19 protein-coding genes are annotated in these 20,137 nt (G+C 61.5%); 3 read left to right on the plus strand and 16 right to left on the minus strand.

The features are described 5' to 3' along the window. Positions 1-182 precede the first annotated feature (182 nt). Positions 183-512: a response regulator transcription factor gene (locus QMK17_RS24550; protein WP_283511908.1), complete on the plus strand. Its 330-nt coding sequence runs from the start codon at positions 183-185 to the stop codon at positions 510-512. A 17-nt stretch (positions 513-529) separates the two neighbouring features. Here QMK17_RS24550 and QMK17_RS24555 read toward each other — a convergent pair whose 3' ends face one another. The 12 genes from QMK17_RS24555 to QMK17_RS24610 form a co-directional block, all read right to left on the minus strand. Beyond that, the gene (locus QMK17_RS24555; RefSeq protein WP_283511909.1) at positions 530-1,420 is read right to left on the minus strand and encodes a universal stress protein; all 891 of its coding nucleotides are present in this window, start codon (positions 1,418-1,420) and stop codon (positions 530-532) included. 81 nt (positions 1,421-1,501) lie between these two features. Beyond that, complete coding sequence (locus tag QMK17_RS24560) at positions 1,502-2,380, minus strand: universal stress protein (RefSeq protein ID WP_283511910.1); 879 nt, start codon at positions 2,378-2,380, stop codon at positions 1,502-1,504. A gap of 23 nt (positions 2,381-2,403) precedes the next feature. Beyond that, entirely contained in the window at positions 2,404-3,300 is an 897-nt protein-coding gene (locus QMK17_RS24565) for a universal stress protein (protein WP_283511911.1), read from the minus strand. 207 nt (positions 3,301-3,507) lie between these two features. Continuing rightward, a complete protein-coding gene (locus tag QMK17_RS24570; protein ID WP_283511912.1) occupies positions 3,508-5,043 on the minus strand; it encodes a bifunctional aminoglycoside phosphotransferase/ATP-binding protein in 1,536 nt (511 codons plus the stop codon). 312 nt (positions 5,044-5,355) lie between these two features. Next, positions 5,356-5,808, minus strand: coding sequence for a group I truncated hemoglobin (locus QMK17_RS24575; protein ID WP_283511913.1), 453 nt, complete (start codon positions 5,806-5,808; stop codon positions 5,356-5,358). Then, entirely contained in the window at positions 5,805-6,188 is a 384-nt protein-coding gene (locus QMK17_RS24580) for a hypothetical protein (protein ID WP_283511914.1), read from the minus strand. The genes QMK17_RS24575 and QMK17_RS24580 overlap by 4 nt, the downstream gene beginning before the upstream one ends. 271 nt (positions 6,189-6,459) lie before the next feature. Further along, complete coding sequence (locus tag QMK17_RS24585; RefSeq protein ID WP_283511915.1) at positions 6,460-7,350, minus strand: amidohydrolase family protein; 891 nt, start codon at positions 7,348-7,350, stop codon at positions 6,460-6,462. 26 nt (positions 7,351-7,376) lie between these two features. Beyond that, positions 7,377-8,324 carry a 3-hydroxyacyl-CoA dehydrogenase NAD-binding domain-containing protein gene (locus QMK17_RS24590; RefSeq protein WP_283511916.1) on the minus strand — a complete coding sequence of 316 codons (948 nt, stop codon included), beginning with the start codon at positions 8,322-8,324 and terminating at the stop codon, positions 7,377-7,379. Next, positions 8,321-11,083, minus strand: coding sequence for an acetoacetate--CoA ligase (locus QMK17_RS24595; protein WP_283511917.1), 2,763 nt, complete (start codon positions 11,081-11,083; stop codon positions 8,321-8,323). Before QMK17_RS24595 ends, QMK17_RS24590 begins: the two co-directional genes overlap by 4 nt. 1 nt (position 11,084) lies before the next feature. Then, on the minus strand, positions 11,085-12,629 hold the full coding sequence (locus QMK17_RS24600) for an acyl-CoA synthetase (protein ID WP_283511918.1): 1,545 nt from the start codon (positions 12,627-12,629) through the stop codon (positions 11,085-11,087). Beyond that, a complete protein-coding gene (locus tag QMK17_RS24605) occupies positions 12,626-13,531 on the minus strand; it encodes an MFS transporter (RefSeq protein ID WP_283511919.1) in 906 nt (301 codons plus the stop codon). The genes QMK17_RS24600 and QMK17_RS24605 overlap by 4 nt, the downstream gene beginning before the upstream one ends. Continuing rightward, the gene (locus QMK17_RS24610; RefSeq protein WP_283511920.1) at positions 13,528-13,959 is read right to left on the minus strand and encodes an MFS transporter; all 432 of its coding nucleotides are present in this window, start codon (positions 13,957-13,959) and stop codon (positions 13,528-13,530) included. The genes QMK17_RS24605 and QMK17_RS24610 overlap by 4 nt, the downstream gene beginning before the upstream one ends. A gap of 130 nt (positions 13,960-14,089) precedes the next feature. On the opposite strand from QMK17_RS24610, the gene QMK17_RS24615 reads away from it, so the two are divergent. Further along, entirely contained in the window at positions 14,090-14,974 is an 885-nt protein-coding gene (locus QMK17_RS24615) for a PaaX family transcriptional regulator (RefSeq protein WP_283511921.1), read from the plus strand. An 88-nt stretch (positions 14,975-15,062) separates the two neighbouring features. Here the strand turns inward: QMK17_RS24615 and QMK17_RS24620 are convergent, their stop codons facing one another. Together QMK17_RS24620 and QMK17_RS24625 are read right to left on the minus strand one after the other, a co-directional pair. Further along, a complete protein-coding gene (locus QMK17_RS24620) occupies positions 15,063-16,031 on the minus strand; it encodes a PDR/VanB family oxidoreductase (protein WP_283511922.1) in 969 nt (322 codons plus the stop codon). 3 nt (positions 16,032-16,034) lie between these two features. Continuing rightward, positions 16,035-17,156, minus strand: coding sequence for an aromatic ring-hydroxylating dioxygenase subunit alpha (locus tag QMK17_RS24625; RefSeq protein ID WP_283511923.1), 1,122 nt, complete (start codon positions 17,154-17,156; stop codon positions 16,035-16,037). Positions 17,157-17,287: 131 nt separating this feature from the next. Between QMK17_RS24625 and QMK17_RS24630 the strand changes: the two genes are divergently transcribed. After that, a complete protein-coding gene (locus QMK17_RS24630) occupies positions 17,288-17,920 on the plus strand; it encodes a PadR family transcriptional regulator (protein WP_283511924.1) in 633 nt (210 codons plus the stop codon). Between the two features lie 206 nt (positions 17,921-18,126). On the opposite strand, the gene QMK17_RS24635 is transcribed toward QMK17_RS24630, so the two are convergent. Further along, the gene (locus tag QMK17_RS24635; RefSeq protein WP_283511925.1) at positions 18,127-18,840 is read right to left on the minus strand and encodes a TetR/AcrR family transcriptional regulator C-terminal domain-containing protein; all 714 of its coding nucleotides are present in this window, start codon (positions 18,838-18,840) and stop codon (positions 18,127-18,129) included. Positions 18,841-18,984: 144 nt separating this feature from the next. After that, a complete protein-coding gene (locus tag QMK17_RS24640; protein WP_283511926.1) occupies positions 18,985-19,707 on the minus strand; it encodes a DUF4386 domain-containing protein in 723 nt (240 codons plus the stop codon). Between the last annotated feature and the right edge of the window lie 430 nt (positions 19,708-20,137).

Below are 20,137 nucleotides of genomic sequence, written 5' to 3' on the forward strand. Positions count from 1 at the left end.
TCTGAACTGGGTTGCAATTTCACTGCATTCTCCCTTCACTCGTTCCCAAGGCCGAACGGCGTCGAATGGCATCGAATGGCACTGTGTACTGAGAGTGACATCACGAGCCGCCAGGAAAAAGGGCCGATCGTCCCTTATCGAAGGGCTCTTTCCCACGAACCGACGCAGTCGCCACCGAATTCTTGATAATCGATGCCGATCTCGGTCTCGGTCTCGACGTCGTCGGAGAAGCAGGCACCGTATCGAACGCACTTGCCCGGATTTCTGCGCTTCGTCCAGACGTAACGGTGCTCGATATCGGGCTTCCCGACACGAGCGGACCCCTGTTTGGATTGACCGAACACGAGAGGACGATTCTTGGTCTGATCGGTGAAGGCCTGACGAACCGGCAGATCGCCGAACGCATGTTCCTGGCAGAGAAGACCGTGAAGAACAAAGTGTCCAGATTGCTGGCCGAACTCGGAATGGACCGGCGCACACAGGCTGCGTTGCTCGCGTCGAAGTTGGCCTGACTTCTTTGTGAATGTTGTCAATGCCGCGGTGGACGGCAGATCATGACAGGTACGTTCGCGTGATACAACAGGTTTCGGCTCGTCGATCCCGCGATGGCACCGAAGAGCCCGGTGTGCCCTCGACTACCTACCACGATCAACTGCGATGATTCGGATACCGCGAGCAACTCCTCCGTCGGGCTGCCCTCACGCAGTACGCGTTGCACAGACACCTCAGGAAACTCCTCACTACTTCCTGCCACACCCTCCGCGAGCACCGCGTCTTCTGCGGCTTCTGTTCCCCCCTGATCGAACCGTGGACGAAACTTACTGATACCTGCGGTCAGCGCGCTGCTCCAAGAGTGCACTGCGATCAGTGGAGCATCGAACATCGCAGCGAAGCGGAAAGCCTTTTCCACCGCTCGACTGCTCAATTCGCTGCCATCCACCCCGACGACCACCGGTGCGTTTCCCGGCCCGGACACCCTGTCGCCTTTCCAGACCACAACAGGACAACCGGCCTGGTCGACAACAAGTTGCGTCGTCGAACCGACTAGGGCGCTCCCCACCGATGCCAGTCCCGATTGCCCGACAACAAGCATGCTGGCATGATCGGAACTCTCGAGCAGTGCCCGGGCGATGAACCCACCGGTTACCTCGGTACTTACCGTGATGTTCGGGTACGCCTCCAGTGCAATGTTTTTCGCGTTGTCCACGATGGTGCGCGATGCGGCGCAAAGGTGTTCACCCCAGTCGAAATCGGGTGCCAGATCGAAACTTCGGTCCACGCAGAGTGGGCGCTCGACTCCGCACTGAAGGTGCAGCGGTACCCGCATGCGCGATGCGACTGCGGCGGCCCACCGCGTCGCTCCGAGCGAATTCGATGAACCATCGACTCCCACTACAACTCTCTGACTTCGCCCCATCATTTCGGGCCTCCCTCGAGCTGTATATTCACGGTTCTCGGCGCTCGCATCTGTCGGTTCGATCTCAGCAATGCCGGCGTGCGATCATCGAACGATCAGCACGGAGCATTCAGCGTGGTGGACGAGACTCTGACTGACCGAACCGAGTGCCGCGCCTCTGAGCACCCCGCGGCCTCTGCTTCCCACCGCAACGATCCGCGCGGTGGACGAGAGTGCACGCAATCCGCGAGCAGCGCTCGACTCCAGGCTTTCGGTCGTGACCGTCACGTCGGGGTACTTGTCGCCCATCACTTCCACCTGTGTGTCGAGCCAGGATTGTTCGTCGGCGCGGACTTTCGACCAGTCGATATACCCCGCACCCGAACCCATTCCACCTGCTATCGCAAGGCCCCAATAGTTGGCGGCGACAATAGGTGCGTCCAGCGTGTGAGCCATCTCGAGGGCAACAGCGAACGCTCGTGTCGAGGCCTCGCTCCCGTCCACTCCGACCACGATGGGCCGCCCGGTGTCGACAGATTCGACACCGGGTCGCCAGACCAGGACAGGACTCTGCGTGTGGTTCACCACGCGAATCGTGTTGCTACCCAGCGCTATTTCATGGGCGTAGTTAGTGCGTGCGGTTCCCAGAACGATCAATTCCGCCTGTACGGTGGCTACGAAATCAGCAAGAGATCCATCTGCGAGAACGGTCTCGATCGACAGACCCGGCGAAGCCGAAAGAGCTGCTTTCGACGCCCGGGCAAGATGTCCGCGGCCGTCGCTGCGAAGTCCCTCTTCCAACTCACCGCCGTCGACGAACGCCGCTGACCCGTACCAATCGCCGCTTGGAACCGTATGGACTATCCGCAGAGGCGCATGCACCCGTGCTGCGTATGATGCCGCCCATCGAGTTGCTGCGATGGTCTCGTCGGAACCATCAACGCAGACCAGTACCGGTTGCGTCCGTTCGGCTGAACTGTTCATGGCTACCTTTCCATTCATGTCGATCACTTCGACGAACTACGACTCGGGCGGCAGATCATGACCGGGCAGTGGGCGTGGTGTGCGAGATTGCTGCTGGTCGAACCCAGCAGTGCGCTGCTGACCGCTCCGCGCCCGCGACTGCCGACAACGATCAGCTGGGCGGTCGCGGACTGCTCGACCAGTGCGTGAGCAGAATTTCCCTCTCGAACAACATGCGAGACTGGGACATTCGGATACTTCTCGGACCATCCGGCGAGACTCTCGGAGAGAAGAACCGCTTCACCGGTCTTGACGGCGGACCAGTCGATCAACAGAGGAATCGTGACGCCACCGGACTGGGTGCGGGTATTCCAGGTGTGCACGGCGATCAAGGCTTTACCCAGAGTGGATGCCATGTCGAATGCTTCGGCCACCGCAACAGAGCTGGCGGGGCTTCCGTCTATCCCGACCACGATCGGGCCGTCCCCGGCACTGGCACCCTCTCGCCACACCACCACAGGGCAGGTCGCGTTCTCGAGCACCCGCTGAGCGATGCTGCCCAACAGAACCGAACCGATGATCCCGGATCCGGACGCACCGATAACCGCCATCCGCGAGGTGTGGGTATAGCCGACCAGCACATCCGCTACAGAACCGGTGTCCACGCTCTTCGAGATCTGGGCCTCGGGGAACTTGTCGGTAATACGCGCAGCGAGTTTCTCGACCATGTCGTGTGCCTGAGCACGATAGTGATCGAGGATGTCGACCGAAACCACCATCGCAGGCTCCGCCATGTAGAAATAGGACTCCTCCACCGCGCAGACCAAGTGCAGGGGTGAACCGGAGGACTGAGCGATGTCTGCGGCCCAGAGGGCTGCGGCCTCAGCTCCTGCCGACCCATCTACGCCGACGACAACATGTTGATGATTCGCCAGTACCATTCGACTGCCCCTGTCCAGTGTGTGATGCGGGACGACTGAAATGTCAACTCGGTTGCCCCGGAAGACCAACTGATCTTCGTAGGACCTAGTTCAGTCGCTCGACGAGCGGACGCCCAGGGCCTTTCGTCCCCAACCCGCCGTCCGTTCGGCCACATAGCCGCCGGGCGGAATTCGCCACGCGGTGACAATCCTCCGATGCACTGCTTCTCACCGGCCGGTGACAACGGCGGGCGCCACTTCTCGACGATTACGCAATACTGCGAGAGCTGCGGCTGTGGACTTCGCAACCGGCACCGCCGTATCGATACGATGAGCATCCGGCCACGGTGTTTGGTGGTCCGCCATGGCCTCGTACACATCGCGGGTGGCATCCGATGCACTTGGTCGGCGAGTTGCGATTCGGTCGATCGACACCCGTTTGGGTGCAACACATTCGAACTGCAACAGGTCCGAGAAGGTCGAAGCCGCCAGCAGCTCGGCCCGCTCACGAGTCGGCGGGTCGGACCAGGAGGCGTCGATGAGCACCGATCGGCCGTCGCACAGATATGTACGGGCTCGCTGCAGCAGTTCAGCATAGGTCTGGTCGGTGATGCTCGGCGTATACAACCCCTCGCCCACCCGTGCGGGACGTGGACCGGAAGGATCGAGACCGGCGAGTTCTTTGCGAACCACATCGCTGGATATCACCGCGGCACCGGTGGCTTGTGCGAGCGCTGTTGCGAGTGTGGTTTTTCCGGATCCTGGTAGTCCGCCCACCAGCACCAGTTTCACGGCTGCACCCTTCAGATGCTCCAGAGCCAACCTCATATGTTCCACCGCATCTTCGTGCGACGGTGCCGAGCCCTGCCGAAACCGTATGCAGGCGACCTTCGCTCGGACAATCGCCCGATAGGCCACATAGTGATCGGTCAGCGACGTCGGCGGTGAGTCCGCAGCGGCCTCCCTGTATGCATCCAGAAAGGCAGATGCGGCATCGGGCCGTCCATGAAATTCGAGGTCCATGGCCAGACACGCAGCGTCGTCGATGCCGTCGACGTATCGCAGGTGGTCATCGAAGTCCAGACAATCCAGAATTCGTGGGCCGTCCGACAGCAGGAAGATATCATCGGCAAGAAGATCACCATGGCCGTCGACGATGCGCCCGTCCGCGATGCGGGCGTCGAAAAGCGCGGCGCGCCCGGCCAGGTATCGATCCACGAGCCGTTCGAGTTCGTCGATGTCGTGCCGGCCGATGAGACCATCTGCCAACGTTCGAAGTTCGCTGATGTTGGCATTCCAACGTCGCGCGAGGGCATCGCGCGTGCCCTGCCGGTCGATGTCGAAGGTACGAACGCTACGCACATGCACTGCAGCCACTGCCTGCGCGATGGCGCCCAACTTCCCTTCGAGATCACGACCCGCGGCTGCACTGGTGGCCAACCGGGTCGCGTCGGGAAGGCGACGCATCTTCAGCAGTGGCTCTGCCGGTCCGCCTGTGGGATCGGGCAGTTCGGCGATTCCCAGGTAGACATCGCCGGAGAACCGCGAGTTCAGCGTGAACTCGCGCTCGCAGGCCCACCATCGCGAGTCGAGGGACGTGAAGTCGAGAAAGTCGGTTTTGATTGCCTTCTTCATTTTGTAGGCAATGTCACCGATGAAGAAGACGTACGCAGAATGCGTTTCGCGAACAGTTACCGGTGGGGTCACCGCTCGCGCAGGCGGGGCAACTTTTTCACTGGCGGCGGGAGTGCAGCTGCGAATCATGGAGCACCCTTCGATCGTGGAATTGCGCTGTCGAAGCGCCTGGAGAGACGCCCGGTAACAACGCTATTGCGCAGGGAGAACGCCTACCGCTGCCATACGTCCTTTACTCCGGTGACCAAGGTCGTCGTGGATTTCACGAGGTGCGCACCGATCTATGCGCTGACGGTCGACTTCCGCGCGTACTCAGGGGTTGGCGACCTTGCGTTCAACACCGGGCCGATACACGCGGACCTGGCCGCCGAGTCCGCCGCGCCGGGGAACCGTGCGGGTTCGCCAGTTGGACGACTGCGGGACGGACGCCTGGCCTGTTGCTCAAGCCTGGACTACCTGAGAGCGGTACTCATCGATAATCGCCATGAACTCATCGACCTCTGCATCGGGAACGCCGAGGTAGAACAAGGTCGACTTGATCTCCAAGTACACGGCGTCGAAACCGGCCTTGTCGATCTTCAAATGCTCGTGGGCCTCGTGCATGTCGTGACCGATATAGCACTTCGGACCACCGGTCACCTCGATGGACCAGGCGGTGACCAGGAACTTGTACCCCGGTGCGTTAGCCGCGTTGCCATGATGCTCGTGCACCTTCTCGTTGGCGTTCACCTTTACGTTGGCGAAAAGCCGATCGACCAGGACGTCCACCGCGCCCGCGATGCCGTAGCAGCCGCCGAGGCGCTCGTACAGACTCGCGTCCTGGTTCACCTGCGCAGCGGTTGACGGGTCGGCCTCGGGGGCGAGCCGCCTGGTGTCTGGCACGGTTGTGGTCATGACGCTTCCTCATTCTGTTGGGCGGTGGTCAGCGGCTGATGCGCGCAGACCGTCGACGAGGTGGTGGAGATCGCTGCGCGGCGCCGCAAGCTCGCCGGATTCAGACCTGTAGTGCACGCGACTCGGGCCCTGTACCGCAGCAGCCGGTGTGTGTAGTTCGATGCCCGAATCATATTGCAGCTGTGATGGTCTCGGCGCGCCGCAATCTCGCTGACGGTTCCGGGACCGTGGTCCCAGAGTGCCATGAGGGTCAGATACTGCGGATAGGCAGTTCCCATCCCGGGCAAGAGGGGGCGGTAAGCGCGACTGATTGCGTTTATCGCCGCAGGCAGCGCGAAACCGACTTGGCCGTCCAGAGGTAAGCGCCGGTCGTCGTCCATGACACACCCCCTACTGGGTGTGACCAACATAACTCACGCATGAGTTGATGAGGCAACCCATACTTGCGCACCCAACCGATCTCTACCCCTGCTTACGCCGCCGATAGGACCAGTCCGAGAGCGGTGGTGCGCACCGGTGGAGCAACTTGTCGATCGGGGCAGGATTGCCACCGGTGGGATGTCGACGCCTCCCCCGACCACGCGTCCGTTCAGTTCAGGTCCCTCGACTCGTCCGCCGACGATGGGACGAAGCGGGTGGACAGTGTCGGCGTCACCGATCCGCCAATCCGAGGACTCGAATTGCGTTCTCTTTCATGATCAACGGCACCACCTCGTCCTTGATGCCGAGCTCGGCGAAGTCCTTCACCCACCGGTCCGGAGTGAGCACCGGAAAGTCCGAACCGAACAGCGCCTTGTGCTTGAGAAATGAGTTGACGTTGCGCACGAGCTGCGGCGGAAAATACTTCGGCGACCACCCCGACAGGTCGATGTAGACGTTCGCCTTGTGTGTCGCAATGGAGATGGACGAATCGACCCACGGCACGGACGGGTGCGCGAAAATCATTGTCAACGTGGGGAAGTCCGCGGCGATGTCGTCGAGCAACATCGGATCCGAGTACCGCAATTTGATACCGCGACCACCCGGCAAGCCCGCACCGATACCTGTCTGGCCCGTGTGGAACAGGGCAACCAATCCATGTTCGGCGCAGGCCTCGTAGATCGGGTAGTACTTGCGATCGTTGGGCTCGAAGTCCTGCAGACTCGGATGAAACTTCATCCCCCGAACGCCGTAGTCCCGAGCCAGAATCCCGATTCGCGCGACAGCCTCGGAGACATTGTGCGGATCGACCGAACCGAACGGAATCAGGACGTCGGCATGCTCGGCGGACTTCGCTGCGATCTCCTCGCTCGAGACCGGCGGGTGGCCGAGAGCCGTCCGCGCGTCGACGGTGAACACCACGGCCGCCATCTTGCGCTCGCGGTAGTAGGCCGCCAGATCGTCCACGGTCGGAGTGCGGTTCACCCCGGGTTTGAAGTATTTCGCCGAGGCGTCGAGAAGCTCCTGATCGAGCGAGCAATGATGTGCATCATCGGATTCCACGTGAGTGTGGACATCGATCGCGACGAGGGCGTCGAGGTCGAGCGCTGGCGTGTAGGTCACGGTACTCCTTCGAAAGCCCCGAGATTTCAGGGCAGATTGTTGCTGGAACGCTTGAGCCGCATGATGTCGACGAGCAGTCGGTCGCGGTCGGCAATCAAACCGGCTTGATCGATCCCAACCATCTCCTCGTCCATCCCGGTGACCAGCTTGTTCGCGAGTGCGTCGGTGAGCTGCGGCGCACCGAGATCGTCCATCCACTTCTGAGTCGGCGGCCCCAGATGCTCGAGCAGATGCCGCATGCCGCCTTCCCCACCAGAGAGATGCTGCGTGGTCAGAGGACCGACGATCGCCCAGCGCAAGCCTGGCCCGTGCGAGATCGCGGTGTCGATATCGGCGACAGTCGCGACACCGCGATCCACCAGCGAGTACGCCTCACGCCACAGCGCAGCCTGCAAGCGATTGGTGATGTGCCCCGGAACTTCCGCGCGAACCAACACCGGCTTCTTGCCGACCAACCGGTAGAAGTCGACGGCGGTCTGGGCCAATTCCGGTGTCGTCGCGGCTCCGGGAACCACCTCGACGAGCGGAACGATATGGGCAGGGTTGAACGGATGCCCGACGAGCACCCTGCCCGGATCGACGGTGCAGAGCCTTTGCAGATCGCTGGGGGCGAGCCCGGATGTCGAGGATGCGATGACGACCCCCGGCTTGGCGATCGAATCGATCTCGGCGAGCAGTGCGCCCTTGTGTTCCAGCCGCTCGGGTCCGCTTTCCTGGACGAAGTCCGCGTCACGGACAGCGCCGGCTAACGATGTCGCGAATCGCAGAGTGCCGCGGTCCGATACCGGTCGATCCGACAGTTCGGTTGCGATGTCGAGTGTTCGCTTCAGTGATTCACGCAACCGATCCTCGGCGCCGTCGGCGGGATCGGTGGCCACCACATCGAGGCCGGCGGCGAGGAAGCACGCCGTCCAGGCCGCGCCGATGACGCCGGTGCCGACAACGGCCACGGTGCTGATGCCAGGTTGCGTCACAGCGCACCTGCGAATGCATCGAGGGCGTCGGCCTGTGCCATGGAGCCTGGTGCCACAACGGTCGCGGGATCGGCGCCGAGCAGTATCCGTTTGACCGGGATCTCGAGTTTCTTGCCGGTGCGGTTGTACGGAACAACCGGGATCGCACGGATATCATCAGGAACATGTCTCGGTGACAACGATTTTCGCAGCGTGGCGGAGATGGACTTCTTCAGATCATCGTTCACGTCGACTCCATCGTCGGTCACCAGGAAGAGCATCAACCTACCCATTCCGCCCTGATCGTCCTCCAGGTGCACCACCAGCGAATCGATCACACCGGCAATCTCCTCGACGACGCGATAGAATTCGGCGGTTCCGAGCCGGACGCCACCGCGATTGAGTGTCGCATCGGACCGTCCGGTGATGACGACGCCACCGGACTCACCGAAACGGATCCAGTCACCGTGACACCACACACCTGGGTATTTCTCGAAATAGGCACTGCGGTAGCGAGATCCATCATCATCGCCCCAGAACTTCACCGGCATCGAGGGCACGGGCTCGGTGATCACCAGCTCTCCCAGATCGCCGATCACCTCGTTACCGTCCTCGTCGAATGCGGTCGCCGCGAAGCCGAGGCTGGCTCCGGACATCTCACCGGCGTAGACAGGCGTCAGTGGTGAGGCCTGCACGATTCCGGTACACACGTCGGTGCCGCCGCTGCCCACGTTGAGTAGTACGTCGGGACCGAATCGGTCGCAGATCCATCGGTATCCCTCGACTGGCAACGGACTTCCCGCGGCCCCGAACTGGCGCACGGAGGTCAGATCGAATTCCTCGGTCGGCTCGAGTCCCTCACGGCGAGCGGCCATGATCACACCGGGGCTCATCCCCATGACGGTCGCGCGCGTTTCGGCAGCGACGTTCCACTGGTAGCGCGCGTCGGGATACGCCGGGTTGCCATCCATCATGACGATCGACGACCGAACGAGCAATCCGCCGACCAGGGCATTCCACATCATCCACGCGGTCGTGCTGAACCACGAAAACGTGTCGCCTGCACCGAGATCGAAGTGCAGTGCATGGTTTTTCAGAGTCTCCAGCAGAATCCCACCGTGACCGTGGACGATCGGCTTGGGCTTACCTGTTGTGCCCGACGAGAACAGAACCACCAGAGGGTGATCGAACGGGACCGGTTCAACGATGGGTAGCGATCCGGGTGCTCCAGATTCGTGCGCACCGAGGCTGCTCAATGGCACAACGCCCTCTGCGTCGAGAGCGATATCCCCGTAGGGAACCGCCACGACCGATTCCACGGTCGGTAGTGCCGCTCGGATGCTCGCCACCTCATCACGGCGGTCGATGTTCTTGTTGCCGTAGGTGTAGCCGCCGACGGCGAACAGAACTTTGGGCTCGATCTGGCCGAAACGATCGATGACACTGGGCGAGCCGAATTCCGGCGCGCACGCAGCCCAGATCGCACCGATGCTGACCGTCGCCAGAAACGCCACGAGAGTCTCGGGAATGTTGGGGAGATATCCGGCGACGCGATCTCCGCGTCGAACTCCGAGTTCGATCAGACCTGCACGGACGCGGCGTACCTCATCACGCAGCGCACCGAATGTCAGGGTCGTATCTGCGCGGGTCTGTGACCGAGCGTGCACTGCGATGGTGTCGAGGTCGATGTCGGTGCCAAGAGAATGCTCGGTGTAGTTGATGAGCGCACCGGGGAACCACTGCGCTCCCGGCATGACGCGAGCCTCGAGCACCTTCTCGTACGGTTGGTGTGTGACGACGCCGAAGTAGTCCCAGATCGACTCCCAGAAGTTCTCGATCTCGGTGGTCGACCACTTCTGCACGGCCTGCCAGTCGTCGAATCGGTGGCCTCGTTCGCACTCGAGCCAGTCGAGATATGCGCCAACCCTCGACGTTGTGCGTGCGTCCTCCGAGACCGGTCGAAGCACCTCTACGGCGGCCGGCCGGACTGGCGATTTCTCGGCCATCTTGACCTTGGGGCCGGAGCCGTCGAGGAAGTCAGCCATCTTCTCCTTCGCCTCGGAACTCGACTGCGCGACCGCCGCCATCAGCGACTCCATCATCAGCCCCTCGTTCTGGCCTACCTCGGCAATACGCGGAAGTGCATGCAGTACCGCATAATTGGTGACGGGTGAGTTACCAGCGATCCTTCCGGCGAGTTCGAGCGCACGAGCATCGGCTGCGCCGTCGTCGACGAGGTAGGACGCCAGTCCCACCCGCTCACCTTCCTCTGCCGTCAGAACGCGTCCGGTGAGCATCATGTCCTGCATACGAGCAACCCCGATCAGCCGCGGCACCCGCACGGATGCACCGCCGCCGACGAAGAGGCCGCGCTGTCCCTCAGGGAGGGCGAAGAAGGTGCTGCGCTCGGCGACCCGAATGTGAGCGGCAGCAGCAAGTTCGAGACCACCGCCGACAACGGCACCGCGCAGCGAGGCAATGACCGGGACGGTACCGTCGGCCATTTCTCCGAGCGCCTTGTGCCACATGCGGGAGTGGTGCAACCCGCCGACTGCATCGCGTTCACCGAGTTCGGACAGGTCGAGTCCGGCGCAAAAATGTTTACCCGATGCCGTCAACACGATCGCTGTGATGCCCTCGGGCGGCGTCCGGAAAAACTCACCGAGGGCGAGTACGGTGTCGTCGTTCAACGCATTCCGCTTGCGGGGCCGGTCGAGCGTCAGGATTCCTACGTCGCCCCGGCGCTCGAAGAGTAGAGATGCGGAGATAGCGGTGGCCATATCAGTTGCTGTCCTTGCGTGTGTTGGTAACGAAGTCCGAGTGCGCGCCCAGACTTACACCGCTGCGCAGGTCCTGCTTGCGGATTTTTCCCGACCCGGTGCGAGGGAGTGCCGGAACGAACGAGACGATCTTGGGCACCTTGTAGCGAGCCAACCGCTCGCTACAGAACGCAGACAACGTCCCTTGGTCGAGGTTCGACTCGGCAGTGATGACCACGAAGGCGTGACCTACTTCGCCCCATCGATTGTCCGAGGTGCCGATGACGGCGCACTCGACTACGTCGGGGTGCTGGAACAGTACGTTCTCCACTTCTGCCGGATAGACGTTTTCGCCGCCCGAGATGTACATGTCTTTCAGCCGATCGACGATGAACACGTATCCTTCATCGTCCTGATACGCGATGTCGCCGGTATGGAACCAGCCACCATCGGTGAACGACGCTGCGGTTGCAGTCTCGTTTCCCCAATAACCGGCAGTGACATTGGGACCTCGAACGATCACCTCGCCTGCACTCCCAGACGGTGCCCGATTGCCCTCGGCATCGACGATGAGGACTTCGTCGAACATCACTTGCTGTCCAGCAGACCCGGCTTTACGGACGGCATCTCGCGGTCCGAGAAACGTTGCACCAGGTGCTGTTTCGGTCATGCCATATCCTTGACAGAAGGTTACGCCCTTGATGCGATAGGTCTCGATGAGACGCAGCGGAATCGGCGCTCCCCCGGACATGACGCTCCGGATCGACGTCAAATCTGCGTCCGGCCAGCGCGGAGACTGACTGAGCTGGGCATACATGGACGTGACGCCGAACATCCACGTCACCCGGTGTCGATCGATGAGGTCGAATGTGTCGTCGACATCCCACTTCGGTGCGATGACGCACGTGCCACCCTTCAGCAACACCGTCAGCACGAGCTGATCGAGTGCAGCGACGTGGAACATCGGTGCCGAGATCAGTGCCACCTCGTCAGCGGATACGTCGATGTCCAGCAGCATGTTGTAGCTGTTCCACAGCAGGTTCTCATGGGTGAGGATCGCACCCTTGGGATGTCCGGTGGTGCCGGATGTGTAGAGCACGAAGGCTGGGTCCTCGCCCCCGACCTCGGCTGCAGGCGTTGGCGCCGCTGGTGGCTCGACCGCATCGGCGGACCACTCGATATACCGAACGTCGGTGAGGCTCGTGAGCGAGTCGGCGGTCGATTCCATCGCGCGGTCGGCGAACAGAATGCCGATACCCGCGTCGGAGATTTGGTACTCCAGCTCGGGCGCGGACAGCCGATAATTGAGGGGAAGGAAGATCGCCCCTACTCGGACGACGGCAAGCATCGTCTCGACCAGCGCGGGATGGTTCGGTCCGAGGTAGGCGACCCGATCACCGGGCTTCACACCGGATTCGAGTAGTACGTCCGCACGGTTGAGTACGCGGTTGTGTACCTCGCGGTACCTCAGCTCGTCTCCGAGATAGATGAGTGCGGTGGCATCCGCACTCATCCTGGCCCGGCGTTCCGAGAGTGTGGCGAGTCCCGGTCGGTAGGGCGAGTTCATAGAGATACAGCTGCCTTCTCCGTCGTCGACTTTTCGGAGAGCGCACGGTCCTTGGTCTCGCCGAGCCGAAGAATGCACACGATGGACAACACAGCGACCACCGCAATCACGATCGACAGTGACAGAGTGCTGGTGCCGCCGTTCGCATTGGACAGTGCAGCGAACAGAACCGGGGACACTCCGGCACCGATCCCGGCGATCTGGTACCCGAGCGATGCTCCCGTGTAGCGGTATTCGGTATCGAAGAGTTCGGTGTAGAGACCGGCCAGGGGTCCGTAGACCATCGGGTGAATGATGGCCTGACCCACGACGAGTGCAAGCACGAGCATCGGGAAGCTGTTGGTGTCGATGAGCGGAAACAGGAAGAAGCCCCAGATTCCGATACCGATGGAACCGGTCAACACGATCGGGACACGGCCGACCTTGTCCGAGAGTGCAGACCATCCGATGATGCCGAAGATCGAGAAGAACGACGAGATCGTCAGTGCGTTCAGGATGTCCTGACGCGGCACGCCGATCTGAACGCCGTACGCGATACAGTAGGTGGTCAAGGCTCCCTGAAAGACGAAGGCACCCAGTCCTACTCCGATGGAGTACAGCAATGTCCGCGGTTGCCGCTTGAGCATTTGCACAAGCGGAATAGGCTTCTTGGTCGTCGAAGCGTCGACTTTGACGAAGGTAGGGGACTCTTCCACCTTGGATCGAATGACAAGTCCGACGACCAGAAGCAGCAGGCTCAGCGCGAACGGGACGCGCCAGCCCCAGTCGACGAAGGCGTCGTTGCCGACAATTGCGATGGTCACGGTGATCACCAGCGTCGACACCACAGTTCCCGTCGGTGCACCCGCATTCGTGAAGCTGGACCAGAATCCACGACGGGAATCGGCGTGTTCGGCGGTCATGAGTACAGCGCCACCCCATTCCCCCCGAGCGCGACACCCTGCACCACTCGCAGCAGCACCAGCAGGACCGGCGCGATGAAGCCTGCCATCTCGTAGCTCGGCAGGACGCCGACGAGGAAGCTGGCGATACCCATGATCATCATCGTCAGGACGAGCATCTTCTTGCGGCCCAGCCTGTCGCCGAAGTGGCCGAAGACGACTCCACCCAACGGCCGTGCCAGGTAGCCCGCGGCGAACGTCGAGAGGCTGGCCAGAGTCCCCAGCAGCGGCGTCATATTGCTGAAGAAGACGTCCTTGAAGACGATGGCCGCGCACGTCGCGTAGACGAAGAAGTCGTAGTACTCGATCACGCTGCCGATGAAGCTCGACGCGGCCGCTCGACGCACCATCCGCGGATCTTTCGTCACAACAGGCTGACTTTGGCTCACAAGAACCTCACTGGTTGTAGAAGTGATTCGACTCACTCCGGAGTGAGATTGATACTATGCACTTGCATTGCGTTGCGTCAATGAAACGAGTTGCATTTGTGAACGATCCCTTCGAACTAGACTCGCCTCCATGCAGACCAGTCCACCTGCCGAATCGAGATCGCAGGTGACCAGCACGCCTCAATCCCTCCTGCTGGCATTTCTCGGAATGCACTTGCTGAGAAGACCCATCGCTATCAGTGGTGCGTCGATCGTGGACGTTTTCGGATGGCTCGGCGTCGGGCAGTCGGCCACACGATCACTGCTGGCGCGAATGACCGACCGAGGCATGCTCGAGCGATCCAAGAAGGGGCGCAACACCTATTACGCGCTCACGCCCAAGGGATCGTCGGTGCTGGACGAGGGTTCGAGCAAGGTATGGCGCGGTGTCGGGGATGCCCCATGGGACGGCCAGTGGACGACGATCGCATTGTCCGTGCCCGAGGACTCCCGACACCTCCGCCATCGCGCCCGTTCCCGACTCGGCTGGTCCGGTTTCGGCAACACGGCGTCAGGATTGTGGGTCGCACCGCGTCGACATGACGTGCAGTCGATCCTCGGAGCGGACTTCGATGATATCGACATCACCGTCTTGGTAGGGCGGACCGAACCGCCGACGACCGACGAATCGTTGGTAGCTGCGGCCTACGACCTGAACAGCATCGCTACGAGGTACTCGGAATTCACTGAAACGTGGAATGCCCCGGAAACAAAGGGTTTCGACGCGCGAACGGCTTTCGCGACGCGCATTCGACTGCAGTCCCACTGGTTGTCCCTTGGCCGTGCCGATCCACTTCTGCCAGCCTCACTACTGCCTCCAAATTGGCCCGCAGCAGCTGCAAACACGTTGTTCCGAACCCTCGATGCGGCACTCGACCGAGCGTCGGTAGGGATCGGGATCGGGAACGAGATCGAAGCGAGAAGTCTCGAATCAATCGCGCTCGAGCAACGCGGGGATGTGACCGGAGGACCGTGACGGGTGCTGGGAACCTGTACCGATCGGGCGCATTGCCAGCGTTGCTCATGGGGCGCTGCGCCTACCGCGCAGACGCATGTTCCGGTTTTTACGGGATATCAAGAGTCAGGACTGCCGGACCGCCGACGCTGGCCACGCGCGATACGCAGGAGCACAGCTTCTTCGAAGTCGATTTCTGCGTCTCACTGAAGAACACGTCTCGATGATCGACGGTCCCCTCGACGTCGAGGATATCTACCAAGCAGAGTCCGCACTCGCCCTTCTTGCAGTCGAACATCATGTCCGCGCCGGCGCGCTCCAAAGCATCGAGGAGCGAATCGTTTTCGTGCACAGTAGTTTCGATTCCGAGCCGCGGAATGGATACCCGAAACTCTTGTGCGTCGAACCAACCACTGTTACCGAATGTCTCGTACCGCAGATTAGGCAACGGCAGATCTCGATCGAGCCACGTTCGACGAACCGCGTCCATCAGCCTGATCGGACCACACATATACAGCTCAGTGGCGACATCTACGTCGTCGACGATGGCCGAGACGGCGAGTCCGGTTCCTTCGTCGTCGATATGGACGGTGAGCCGCTCGCCGTGGGCTGCGATGAGTTCGGTGAGAAATGCCATGGCGCTCCGGCTGCGGCCGACGTAGGCCAAGCGGTAGTCGGCACCGACTCGGCGTAACGCCGCAGCCATCGCTGCCATCGCCGTGATGCCAATGCCCCCGGCGAGCAGCACGTATCGGGGTGCGCCGATACGCAGAGGGAAATTCTGTAGCGGCGCAGTGACATCCAAGGTGTCACCTGGTTGCAGCGCATGCATGAACCGTGATCCACCGCGCGATGTCGGCGACAATTGGACGCCCAACGTCACACTCCTGCCGTCAGCACCGCCCGATACGATCGAGTACGAGCGAATGTCGCCGGTGTCGATCTTGACATCAACATGGGAGCCGGGAGCTACGTGGTACGCGCGCTCGGTGGCTATGACGATCTTGGCGATACCGTCGGCGGCCGACTGAACGGACTCGACTGTGCCACTCTGCCAACTGATCTTGTTGTCGGTCATGAACTAGCGAGCCTTTCCGACAGCGAACGCGTCCAGGTTGGCGGTGTGCGCGCGTTCGCCTTCGATCATGCGTTGAATGATTCGGCGAACCCACATCCCGCCGGCGTCGATGTTCAGGTTGTAGAACTCGTGGTCAGGATTTGCTTCGATAGCGGTCTGCTGAGCTGTGAGCATTGCTTCGTCCTCACCGAAAACACCATGAACTCCATCGCGGAGCTGAGTGGTGATCGTTTGGCTATCGAGTCGGTAGTTGCGCATGAACGCCCAGAAGTACAGCGCGGTCTTCTCACTGACAGGGGAGATGGTGTTCATGACGAAGCCGTTGACGCCCTGACTCCGATCCCCCTCGGATGCGCCGGTGCCTGTTTTCGCGACGCCTACGTCGATGCGGATAGTGCCTGGTGCTTGAAATTCGATGATCTGCCAGCGATCGACTTTGCCGTCGAACCCTGGGAATTTGTCGCGCATGTTCTTCAGCCAGAAGGGCGGTGCATCGATACTGTGCATCCACCGCGTCACCGTGACCGTCCGGTCATCGTGGGTGACCTCGAAGTCGGATTCACTGAGTTCGTCCTGCCCGATGGTGGAGGAATGAACGAACTCCTCGTGCGTGAGATCCATCAGGTTGTCCAGTACCAGTTGCCAATTGGCCTCTACGTCGATAGTTCGCCCGTCGCCGGCCCATTCCGGTGAATCCATCTGGAACATATCGGGGATCAGCGAGGGATCAGCGAGGGTGGGGTCGCCCGGCCACACCCAGACGTAGCGATACCGCTGCTCCACAGGGAACGAGCGCACCATCGCGGACGGATTGATGGTGTCCTGGGCAGGCATGCTGGTGCAGCGTCCGGCAGAGTTGTACCGCAGACCGTGGTATGGACATTGGACCTCGTCGGCTCCGATGCGCTTGCCCTGAGAGAGCGGCGCGAGCCGATGCCAGCAGGCGTCGGCCAGCGCAACCGGCCGTCCCTCTGCAGTGCGATAGAGCGCCATCGGCTTACCCGCAATCGTGCGTGAAATCAATGCAGCAGAGGTCAGTTCGTAGTCCCAAGCAGCTACGTACCACGCATTCAGGGGGTAGGCCATGCTCTCGGCGGTTGCCCCGCCCGGTCCGAGATCAGTCATCAGAGGTCCTCTTCCTAATGGGGCAGGAATCACTCAATAGCTATACCCATAGTTATTGAGTGATGTGACACACACGATAACTATGGATATAGTTGTTGGCAAGGAGTGACTCCAGCCGAACGAGAGGGCACATGAGCCTGCGCTACGCCTTGCTGGCCCTGCTTACGGCAGGGCCACTGACCGGTTACGACGCTGCGAAGAAGTTCAGCGGTTCCGTTGGTCATGTGTGGCATGCACCCGATTCGCAGATATACCCCGAGCTACGCCGCATGCAGGTGAGCGGACTGGTCGAAGGCGAGCAAGTTCGCTGGGGTCCCCGCAGCACCAAGACGCGTTACCGCATCACCGATGCCGGGACTGATGCTTTCCGATCCTGGATGGCAACGCCTCTCGCCCATGCGCCCGAGCGCGACGCCCACCATATGCAGGCGGCCTATCTGGAATGGGCGTCCCCAAACGAGGCTCGGCTGATACTGGGCAACCACCTCGAGTACTACACCGAGCAGGTCGAGTTACTCACCGCTGTCCGAAATGGAATTGCGGCTCGCACAGATCCAGCGATACTGCGCCGATTGGACGCCCGCCCGGAGGCCGAGCACGAGCAGATCATCGCTTTCAAGGTGTACAGCTACTCAGGCATGATCGCGCGAGGCCGATCCGAAATCGAGTGGGCAGCCGCCGGTCTCGAACTCATCGATGGACTGGAAAACGCTGCCACGCAATGCAATGAAGCCACGCAGGAAAGCAGTAGAGGCGCAACATGACCTTTGCCGAAGTCGGGAGCTTCTTATGCCCGACGACGTCGCTCTCGATACTCCCACGATCGTGACCCGCACCCCGTACGGTCGAGGCATTCTGTTCAAAGCGCGGGGTCCGCTGCCATTTGGCATCGCGTGGCTACCCGGTTTTCGTTCAGTTGTTCATCGGCTCGGTGTCCGTCATCTTTGTCATGCTGACCAGCTCTCAGCCGTCATGCCCTGACTGGTGAGGCCCAACCCTGCCGGTGGAGCCGCTCGAATCCGTCGAGGAGCAGGTCCAGCGCGAACTCGAACTCGAACTGGTCGTCGCAGCCTTGCCCGACAATCGAGGCCTCGTCGTGTGCACTCGATGCAGCGATGACGGCAATGTTCGGATATAGCTCGGCCATCTGCTGCAGCATCACCGCTTGGGCGGCGGGTGGCATCGCCGTTTGGCCAGCGGCCTCGGCAGAGTCGTCGAACAGCTCCTGAGTGAAGCCCCACATGCGCCCGCTCAGAGCGTGCATGGCGTGATGGGTGAGATCGGCTGAGAGGCCGCCCTCCAGGAACATGCCGATGAAGGAGTCCATGTAAGCGAGGACGGAAGGCGTCTTCGCTGTGCGGGATTCGACAACCCGCCGCGCCCAGGGGTGCCGAGCGAGAGCGTGCCGGGCCGAGAGAACCCTCAGCCGGACAGCGTCTTTCCAACTGGCGCCTGGTTCAGCAGGATCGATCTCCGCGACGATGGCTTCCACCATGCCGTCGAGAAGCTCTTCCTTGTTCGCGACATGCTTGTACAGCGCCATCGGTACAACGTGGAGTTCCTGCGCGAGCCGGCGCATGCTGAGCGCATCGATGCCGATCTCGTCGGCCAAACCGACAGCGGCTTGAAGCACTCGGTCTTTGTTGAGGCGAACGCGCCGGATTTCGTCCGGCTTTTCGATCACTTCTCGCGCCCCCTCTGTCAGCCCTTGCAGACGTATCAGTTGGAGTACAGCGTACGTATTACCGTTTTCGGACTCGCACGCAACGCCCGGCCCACCTCCGGCCCCGGCCGCCCGGATTGCCGGACTGCCGGACTGCCGCGGCCGTCATCTCGCAGTCGCGGCGACGTTCGGCAGGAATGCGGGGGTGGCCAGAATGCGCACCGGGCGGAAGCCCTTGACTATGAGCCACACGGCCAGGGACACCTCCCAGCCGAACACGGGAAGCGCGACGATGAGGCCCAGGGTGGACATCTGCTCGTAGACGCCGAACATCACGGCGACCGCAGACAGGACGATCAGTACTCCGCCGATCAGCCCGAGCACTGCGATGGCGCGGGGCACCAAGCCCGATGAGTACATCAGGTAGGCCAAGAGTAGCGAGGCGGCGCCGAGGGCGAAGTTCGGTCCGAACAGGAACGTCCAGCTGTGCAGGGCAACGAGCGAGGAACCAATGGTGGAAAGCGTCGCCGAGTCTGCGTCGGCGACTCCGTCGAATTGCTGGCGAAGCGTGACGACCGAAAGCAGGCTGAGCATCCCGACGAGAATTACCGCCGCTTCCAACACGCGGGCCATCACAAAGGCAAGAGCAACCCCCTCGTTCTGGCGCGCGAGGATCGGGTAGAGCGTTACCGCGGTGCCGACTGCGGCGACGACCAGGAGCAGTTCGAAAAGCGCACCGAGGAGGATTGAGCCGTCTGCACCGGCGCCGGTGATGTAGTCGCCGCCTTTCAGGATCGGACTGTAGAGGGCAGCTCCGGAGATCGCGCCTACTTCGGTGAGCAGGAAGAACATTCCGGCGGTGACAGCGGTAGGTCTGGACAGGTCCACGATGACTCCTTCGACAAAGGCGTACGCCATACACTTTCTGTGCCGCAGCGTAAGGTGTACAGCGTAAACCTGTCAAGATGCGCTTGCGCCGCAGTCGAAGCGATAGGGGTACCGGCACACCAGGTCGTCCATCGGTCTCACTGAGGGAGCGTTGCGATCTGTCACGCAGTCAGACGCGCACCCGAGGCGAAGGTGCGGACCAGAACTCTCCTAGCGGAGTCAATGCGGGAAGCAAACCCAAAGGTGCGCATGCGAGACCGCCATGAATTCCTCGACCTCTGCATCGAGTACGCCGAGGTGGAACTAGGGCGTGTCTCCTAGATGTGAGTGTGGTTGTGCTCGAGAATGTTTCTCGTGTCGAGATTGCAGATGTTCACCGATGAGCAGTGGGGTCTGATCGAACCGTTGTTGCCCTCGTCCGATGGTCTTC

It is taken from the genome of Rhodococcus sp. G-MC3, from assembly GCF_030063335.1.
Lineage (GTDB): Bacteria > Actinomycetota > Actinomycetes > Mycobacteriales > Mycobacteriaceae > Rhodococcoides.

Excerpts from the sequence above, each read along its gene's own strand:
- QMK17_RS24555 (WP_283511909.1), bottom strand. The coding sequence starts at position 1,420 with ATGATGGGGCGAAGTCAGAGAGTTGTAGTGGGAGTCGATGGTTCATCG.
- QMK17_RS24595 (WP_283511917.1), bottom strand. The coding sequence starts at position 11,083 with ATGGCCACCGCTATCTCCGCATCTCTACTCTTCGAGCGCCGGGGCGAC.
- QMK17_RS24580 (WP_283511914.1), bottom strand. The coding sequence starts at position 6,188 with ATGGACGACGACCGGCGCTTACCTCTGGACGGCCAAGTCGGTTTCGCG.
- QMK17_RS24615 (WP_283511921.1), top strand. The coding sequence starts at position 14,090 with ATGCAGACCAGTCCACCTGCCGAATCGAGATCGCAGGTGACCAGCACG.
- QMK17_RS24620 (WP_283511922.1), bottom strand. The coding sequence starts at position 16,031 with ATGACCGACAACAAGATCAGTTGGCAGAGTGGCACAGTCGAGTCCGTT.
- QMK17_RS24570 (WP_283511912.1), bottom strand. The coding sequence starts at position 5,043 with ATGATTCGCAGCTGCACTCCCGCCGCCAGTGAAAAAGTTGCCCCGCCT.
- QMK17_RS24625 (WP_283511923.1), bottom strand. The coding sequence starts at position 17,156 with ATGACTGATCTCGGACCGGGCGGGGCAACCGCCGAGAGCATGGCCTAC.
- QMK17_RS24575 (WP_283511913.1), bottom strand. The coding sequence starts at position 5,808 with ATGACCACAACCGTGCCAGACACCAGGCGGCTCGCCCCCGAGGCCGAC.
- QMK17_RS24600 (WP_283511918.1), bottom strand. The coding sequence starts at position 12,629 with ATGAACTCGCCCTACCGACCGGGACTCGCCACACTCTCGGAACGCCGG.
- QMK17_RS24560 (WP_283511910.1), bottom strand. The coding sequence starts at position 2,380 with ATGAACAGTTCAGCCGAACGGACGCAACCGGTACTGGTCTGCGTTGAT.
- QMK17_RS24605 (WP_283511919.1), bottom strand. The coding sequence starts at position 13,531 with ATGACCGCCGAACACGCCGATTCCCGTCGTGGATTCTGGTCCAGCTTC.
- QMK17_RS24630 (WP_283511924.1), top strand. The coding sequence starts at position 17,288 with ATGAGCCTGCGCTACGCCTTGCTGGCCCTGCTTACGGCAGGGCCACTG.
- QMK17_RS24565 (WP_283511911.1), bottom strand. The coding sequence starts at position 3,300 with ATGGTACTGGCGAATCATCAACATGTTGTCGTCGGCGTAGATGGGTCG.